Origin of the sequence: Streptomyces sp. NPDC006544 (assembly GCF_040611715.1) — a bacterium.
GTDB lineage: Bacteria > Actinomycetota > Actinomycetes > Streptomycetales > Streptomycetaceae > Streptomyces.
The window spans coordinates 21458-28303 of the sequence record NZ_JBEXOV010000092.1; the positions used below are offsets into that span (position 1 = coordinate 21458).

Consider the following 6846-nt stretch of genomic DNA (forward strand, 5'->3'; position numbering starts at 1 on the left):
TCACGGTCTGAGCGAGGGGCGTGGTGAACAGGCGAAGAAGATCGGCAACCGACCCGCCCGGCACAGTCGGTTCTGCGTGGGTCTGTCATTGGACCCGAAAGGCCGCACCCCCCTACCGGGCCCCGATTGCATTCGCTTCGCGGCAGCGAGGTGGGTGTCAGCGGCAATTTGCCTGGCGGGCTGCGGTGCAGGTCAGCGGAATCCTCTGCTGGTGGCTGGCCGGGTATCAAGGCCTCCAGCTGGCTTCGGTGCTCTGCCCGGCAAGGGGGGTTTGGTCGGTTGGATCATCGGGCGGGTGGTGAAGGTCGGAGTCGGTGCCCCGCCGTCTCCGATTCCGGAGGTTCGGACCGCTCCGATCATTGTCCGGACGGGTATGGACGCGGTCACGCGGTGTGAGATTGGGGGCCTCTGCTGGTGACACGCCCCATAGGGCCTACGTCACATACGAACCGACCTAGTAGCTCCTCGAGGCCCGGTTTGTCTTCGTGTGCACCTGCTCCCAGCTGCACGGATCCTGGCAGCTGCGCTCTAGCCCGCAGCGTGCTCCTTTCCGAGGCTCCTTAGTAGGAGGGGTCGTTGCCAGCGTCGTGTGGGCCTGGCAGCTTGGTTGATGTCGCCGGGCGGCACGGGTGCTTCACCCGCCGCCGACGAACCCCTCTCCTGTGTGTGAGTGGCTCACGCATGTCTACGGCATGCCGCGACTGCCTCTGCCGCCTTCGAAAGGTTCATCCGTGTCTCGTTCGGTCATCCGTCGTATCGCCGCTTCCAAGAAGACCCTCGCCGGTTCCCTCGTCGCCCTGGGCGTCGCCGGCAGCATGCTCGCCACGGTTCCCGCCCAGGCGGCTCCGATGGACGCGAAGGCGATCGCGCACCGGATGATCAAGGACCCGGCCCAGTTCGCCGCCTTCGACAAGATCATTTCGCACGAGAGCGGCTGGAACCACACCGCGACGAACTCCTCCTCGGGCGCCTACGGCCTGGTCCAGGCCCTGCCGGCCTCGAAGATGGCCTCGGCGGGCTCGGACTGGAAGACCAACCCGGCCACCCAGATCAAGTGGGGCCTGGACTACATGAACTCCCGCTACGGCAGCCCCGTCGGCGCCTGGAACTTCTGGTCCGCCAACCACTGGTACTAAGCCACCAGCAGGCAGCCACCACCACAGCAGGGGGCGGGCAGCAGGCGCACGAAAACGCTCGGCAGGGACTTTCCCGCCGGGCGTCTTCGCGTGTGCAGCCGCCGAGCTCACGGAAAGCGCCCCTCACTCCCAGTGCAGCCCGGAAACGTCATGTCCCCGCTCGCTCTCCGCCGCTATTGCAGGTTCCGACAGGGGAACCGGGAGCCACGGCTGTGATGGATGGGGCTGGTCCGAGGCAGGTAGCGCATGCCGCCGTAGGCGTCATGAGGGGCGCCGACGCGGCGGCGCTGTCGCAGAGGAAGCCGATGACCGCGGCGACTCCTCGGGGCACCGGTCCGCCTGAGGGAACCTGACCGACGAGCTGCTTCCTGGTGTTCCGCGCCTAGCCCGTTCCCGCAGGGCCGGAGGGTACAGTCGGCCTGGATCCACACCCGAATCCTGGGCGCGACGGCGGCGACGCGGGCGGACCCCCGCCGCACTCGAGGCGCCGCCGCGTGAGTGCGGTTCTTGTCCGACGTCATGCAACGCCACCCGTCGTGTCATCGAACGCAGCCGAAGGTGTTCTCCATTCCGAGCGTGCCAGGATGCCGGGGACACGGCCGCCAGCACGTCGGCAGGCAGGGAGCCAGCCATGATCAGCGGTGCACATGTCATCCTTTACAGCCAGGACGCCGAGGCGGACCGCGCCTTCATCCGTGACGTCCTGGGCTTTCCCGGCATCGACGCGGGCGGCGGCTGGCTGATCTTCAAGCTGCCCCCGGCCGAAGTGGCCGTCCACCCGGCCGAAGGCCCGCCCCAGCACGAGTTCTTCCTGATGTGCGACGACCTCGATTCCCAGCTCGACGAGTTCCGCGCGCAAGGCGTCGAGATCACCCGCCCGGTCACCCAGCAGCGCTGGGGCAAACTGACGGCGATCCAGCTCCCCAGTGGCGCCGAACTCTCGCTGTACGAACCACTGCACCCCGTCACTCACAGCCTGTGACCGCGTGCCACGCCCTCGCGAGGCACGAGACGGTCGCCTTGGTCGTCGCTGGCATTCTCCTCGACCGGTGCAAAGTCGTGGCGCGGGTCCGGCGCGAGGCGCGGTCCGGGCGCTCGAGGAGCTGACCCGCGACGACACGATGGCTAAGGCACAGGCCCAGGCCGATGCCGACGACGGCCTGTAGAAGTCGCGCATGACGTTGAAGTGCTCCAGCAAATACGCCCTCAGATCGCCTGCGATGTACCCCCCTGGTCGATCAAGGACTCGGCGGCACGCTCGTCGGCCGTCCGGCCGTCCGGCCGGCACGCCGACAGGAAGGACGGGCATGTCCATGCAGCTCCGCCGGGCTGGCGCCGGGCGTGGGTACAGGGCGCGGGCGGCGCGCCCGGGGAGCGCTACCAGCACGCCGTGCACGGGTTGGTCCGAGGCACTCCCCTCGGCCCCACCGAGGAGTTCGGTTAGGGTCTCGCCGAGTTCTCTTGCCGCGCGGGGGCTGAGACGCAGCTGGCGCAGTGTCAGGTGGGTCGTCTCGGCGGGTGAGCGCTCCACCTCCCGGGCAACCGCGGCGAGCGTTGCGGCAGTACCTGTCGTTCGGGTTCAGGGACGACCATGTGGTGGGCCGTGCACAGGTAGTTGTGCTCGGTACCGCGCGGACCTGCCGGGTCTCGGTGACGCGTACCAGTCCGGCTTCGCGGAGCAATTTGAGGTGGTGGGCCACGTCGCTCCTCTTCGCGTCGAGCTGAGCCGCAATCGGGCTGACGGTGGAGGGCTGTTGGCCCAGCGCGAAGAGCAACTGCTGATGCAACGGGTACGAGAGCGCCGCGAACTGCTACGGAGTTCCGATCTCCAGGCATCCTCGGGAGGCGGGACGTCGGAAGGCTGGTCGCGCATACCGGAATGGTTTCAACTTGCTTGACGCTTTCGAAAGGGCGGTGTTCTACTCCCCGCCATGACGACTACTCCTGTGAAGCTTGGGCCGACCCGTGTCATCGACGAGACAGCGCGGCTCCTGACCGAGCACTACGTTTTCCCCGAGATAGCAGAGCAGCTCGCCGGCCTCCTGCGGCGGCGCCTCACCGAGGGCGCCTATGACGTCGACGACGCCGAGGAGTTCGCCCGGCTGGTCACCCAGGACCTGCAGTCGGTCAACAGCGACCGGCACCTGAGCCTGAAGTACCACGCCGACGCGGTGCCCCCCAAGCAGGGGGCGGCGGTTCTGGAAAGCATGCGCCGGGACTTCGACACGTCGCTGGGCGGTGTGCCCCGGGTGGAACTGCTCGACGGAGGCGTCGCCGTGCTGGAGCTGGCGCCGATGCTGTTCCCGCTGGAATGGGCCGCCGAAGCGCTGAGCGCCGCGCTCACCCTGGCTTCCCGCGCCCAGGCGCTGATCGTGGACCTTCGCTCCAACCGCGGTGGTGACCCGGACACCGTGGCCTTCGTCTGCAGCCACCTCCTGGACAAGCGCACCCACCTCAACACCATGTACTGGCGCGACGGCGAGCGCAGCGAGCAGTCCTGGAGCCTGCCGCACGTTCCCGGCGCCCGCTTCGGTGGCAGCAAGCCGCTGTACGTGCTGTCCAGCGGCACCACCTTCTCTGCCGCCGAGGAACTGGCGTACGACCTGCAGCAGCTCGGGCGCGCCGTCGTCGTCGGCGAGCGCACCCGCGGCGGCGCGCACCCGCGGGAGGGCTGGACGGTGCATCCGCATGTGGAAGCCAGTATCCCTACGGGCCGTGCCATCAACCCCGTCTCCGGCACCAACTGGGAGGGCGTCGGTGTGCAGCCGGACATCCCTTGCGCCGCTGCTGACTCCCTCGACCGCGCACACGCGTTGGCCCTCGCCCAACTGGCAGGCTGACGCAGTTCAGCCCACCGGCCGTACTGCGCCCAGCGCCTCCGATGTCGGCCCCCAGCCGACATCGGCATACGACAAGACCCGACGCCCACAGCGGTGGCCCGATGAAACGGCCCGCCTTCTCGCGGACCTTCCCGCGCAGCCGGTCGTGGAACTCGACGATCGGGGACCGTGTTCGCGCCAGCGTCGGAAGAAGGCATAGACCCGGTCCCACGGCGGGAAAACGGCTGGCATGGCCCGCCATTTGGTTCTGTTGTCGACCAGGTGGTGGATTGCGTCCAGCATCGTGCGGTGGCAATAAGCCTCCGGTCGCCCGCCCTGGCCCCGGCCCCGCAGCCAGCCCGGCACCGGCAGCAGTGGCCGGACCACCGCCCACTGCGTGTCCGTCATATCGGTGGGGTAGCGCAGCTGCCGCGTCCCGTTGTCCGCGGCCTTCCCGAACCGGTGCGCGAGGCAGGCACACGACGGACGGGGTGAGTGGACTGGACCCGGCCCGCACGAAGGCGTAGAACTGCGACAACAGGGCCTCCGGGAAAACTCGTTGGCGTAGACACCTACCGAGCTACCAAGAGGCCCTGCTCTCATGCCCGCAACCCACCGCGATCACCCGAACGGGACCCCCGCTCGACCAACACCCCACAAGATCGGAACGACAACAACCACTGAGTGTGCCGGCTGGTCAGCTGAGGGCGGCATTAGGTTCTTTTCCATGCTGTGCCTGATCTGCGCGTTCAACAGAGGTGCGCAGGAGTTGGGGGAGTACGACGGATGCGTTATTCCCGGCCGTGACGACTTTGATGAGCACGCTTCCAGTGCGGGCATACGCCTGAAACTCTGGGGATGAAGAGGAGGATCCGGCAGGCTCGAACGCAATCCGCTCGGCGCCGATTTGCGCGAGGTCCACTTTTCTCTCGTGTTGGAGCTCGCGGACTATCTGTGCATACCGGTCGGAAGCAGCGCCCTCGGACGTGAAAGCCGTGACTTCAACACTTGCCTTGCCGCCCCCCGGGCGAGCCCAAAACGACTCGGCCTGCGCGAAGATCCCATTGCAGTCATTTTCCGGCGGGCATTTCTCCGCCGGCAACCTGTCGGTGACTTGCCAGTTTCCGGACAGACTGGCTTCATCGGGAACGACCTTCTGTGTCAGGGCCGTACTGCCCAACGGTTCGGCCTTGCCGGCGTCATCGGTTGTTTGTAGCAAGAGGTAGCCACCCATCCCGAGAACGGCCAGTAGTCCGATGATCGCCAACCACGCTGCCAGCGGATGTTGGTTAATAATCGAAACATCACGACCTGCGACATTCACACCTTTGAAGTTATTTCGTGCCCCATGGATGGATATGCCATGATTGGTCCCAGTCGCAGGTGGTGTCAGGGAGTCGAGAGCTGCACGTAAGTTAACTAGCAGTTCAGGATCGCGCTCCACCTCCGCGTGTAGTACGGTCCGGGCGTTTGCCTGCACCACCTCTGCAGTGACCTCATCCGGCGGGTTCACATCTAGGCTCGCCTGCGCGGCCCGTCCCTGCGGAGACATGCGCAGCCGATCGGAGACCAGCTCCCCCAACCGCGTCCCGGTCGCGGTTGCAACCCCCTGTCCCAGGGGAGCCGCGACCATCCGAACTACATCCGCGATCACCGTAAACGGATCATTCGGTTCCATATTCCCCCCAGCTAATTCAATGGTCCTATCTGCCAAGTATGCACCGATAAGGACCAGTTGGCCTGGCAAACCCATCGCATATACCTGGCAAAGTCTGGCATCAGCTATACGTTTCCGTTGAGATAACGATGCAACGCCCGTGTTCTCCTCAACTTCTCGGCCCGCCAGAGACAGGACCGTAGCGCGTATCCAAGTCTCTGACAATCGGCCCATATCTGGCGTCGGGGGACAGTGGAGTCGGCTTCAGAACCCGCTAAAGCTGTGAGACTGGGAGTCCCAAACACCCGGTTTTCCCAGGTCGACGGGGTGCGCTATCAGGTTGTGAGGCTAAGAGCTCGTAACGCGATCATGAGTCGGACTTGTTGAGGCGTCTCCAGCAGATGAGGCTGCAGGCGAGAGAGACGAAGGCGTCGTGGAGCTCGGTGCGGCGTTCCCAGCGGACGGCGAGTCGTTTGAACTGGTGGAGCAGGGCGGAGGTCTGCTCCACGACGTAGCGGAGCTTGCCCATGCCCTTGATGTTCGGGTGACATCGTTGACGTTGGCCGCGGTCGTGATGACTTTCAGCGGGGTGCCGCTTGGGCAGCACGACGAAGCCGCGCATGTCGTCGCTGCGTTTGACGATGACGAGGACCAGCGCGAGGGCCGCGAGGCAGTACTCGACGAGGCTGTCGGCGTATCCGCCGTCGGCCCAGACCAGGGCCAGCAGGTGGTGCGCGGCAGCGACCTGGGTGAGCAGGACCTGGGCCGCGGCGCGGTCGCCCACATCCGCTGCGGTGACCATCACCGCGAGCAGCAGGCCAAGGGTGTCGACCACGACGTGCCGCTTGCGCCCGTTGATCAGCTTGCCGCCGTCGAAGCCGCGGCTGTCAGAGCCGACGACCGCGTCCGCTCTGACCGACTGCGAGTCGATCACGCCCACGCCCGGCTCCGAGTCCCGCCCGGCCCGCTCGCGGACCAGGCGGCGGAACCGGGCGTGGAACTCGCGGACCAGATCGCGGTTGCGCCAGCGCCGGGAGAACGCGTAGACCCGGTCCCGCGGTGGGAAGTCGGCAGGCATGGCCCGCCATTTCGTGCCGTTGTCGACCAGGTGGCGGATCGCGTCCAGCATCGCGCGGTGGCAACAAGCCTCCGGTCGCCCGTGAACAGGTAGACGGCGGTGGCCAGGTCGAAGGGGCCCAGCTCCGCAATCGCGGCCGCGTCGTCGACCAGGACG

Annotated in this window: 7 protein-coding genes; 3 read left to right on the top strand and 4 right to left on the bottom strand. The window is 66.7% G+C overall.

Annotation, left to right across the window (positions count from 1 at the left end; genetic code table 11):
• Window positions 1-692: 692 nt before the first annotated feature.
• Together ABZY44_RS30475 and ABZY44_RS30480 are read left to right on the top strand one after the other, a co-directional pair.
• Window positions 693-1136, top strand: coding sequence for a transglycosylase SLT domain-containing protein (locus ABZY44_RS30475; RefSeq protein ID WP_356659431.1), 444 nt, complete (start codon window positions 693-695; stop codon window positions 1134-1136).
• Window positions 1137-1767: 631 nt separating this feature from the next.
• On the top strand, window positions 1768-2118 hold the full coding sequence (locus ABZY44_RS30480; RefSeq protein ID WP_356659433.1) for a VOC family protein: 351 nt from the start codon (window positions 1768-1770) through the stop codon (window positions 2116-2118).
• Window positions 2119-2374: 256 nt separating this feature from the next.
• On the opposite strand, the gene ABZY44_RS30485 is transcribed toward ABZY44_RS30480, so the two are convergent.
• Window positions 2375-2923, bottom strand: coding sequence for an ArsR family transcriptional regulator (locus tag ABZY44_RS30485; RefSeq protein ID WP_356659435.1), 549 nt, complete (start codon window positions 2921-2923; stop codon window positions 2375-2377).
• A 144-nt stretch (window positions 2924-3067) separates the two neighbouring features.
• On the opposite strand from ABZY44_RS30485, the gene ABZY44_RS30490 reads away from it, so the two are divergent.
• Entirely contained in the window at window positions 3068-3976 is a 909-nt protein-coding gene (locus ABZY44_RS30490) for a S41 family peptidase (protein ID WP_356659437.1), read from the top strand.
• Window positions 3977-3982: 6 nt separating this feature from the next.
• Here the strand turns inward: ABZY44_RS30490 and ABZY44_RS30495 are convergent, their stop codons facing one another.
• The 3 genes from ABZY44_RS30495 to ABZY44_RS30505 form a co-directional block, all read right to left on the bottom strand.
• The gene (locus tag ABZY44_RS30495; protein ID WP_356659439.1) at window positions 3983-4558 is read right to left on the bottom strand and encodes a transposase; all 576 of its coding nucleotides are present in this window, start codon (window positions 4556-4558) and stop codon (window positions 3983-3985) included.
• A gap of 94 nt (window positions 4559-4652) precedes the next feature.
• Window positions 4653-5633, bottom strand: coding sequence for a hypothetical protein (locus ABZY44_RS30500; protein WP_356659441.1), 981 nt, complete (start codon window positions 5631-5633; stop codon window positions 4653-4655).
• Between the two features lie 346 nt (window positions 5634-5979).
• The coding region (locus ABZY44_RS30505) for a transposase (RefSeq protein WP_356659443.1) at window positions 5980-6846 on the bottom strand (867 nt) is incomplete at its 5' end.

Coding starts and splice junctions, on each gene's coding strand:
- ABZY44_RS30475 (WP_356659431.1), top strand. CDS start 693: ATGCCGCGACTGCCTCTGCCGCCTTCGAAAGGTTCATCCGTGTCTCGT.
- ABZY44_RS30480 (WP_356659433.1), top strand. CDS start 1,768: ATGATCAGCGGTGCACATGTCATCCTTTACAGCCAGGACGCCGAGGCG.
- ABZY44_RS30490 (WP_356659437.1), top strand. CDS start 3,068: ATGACGACTACTCCTGTGAAGCTTGGGCCGACCCGTGTCATCGACGAG.
- ABZY44_RS30495 (WP_356659439.1), bottom strand. CDS start 4,558: ATGAGAGCAGGGCCTCTTGGTAGCTCGGTAGGTGTCTACGCCAACGAG.
- ABZY44_RS30500 (WP_356659441.1), bottom strand. CDS start 5,633: ATGGAACCGAATGATCCGTTTACGGTGATCGCGGATGTAGTTCGGATG.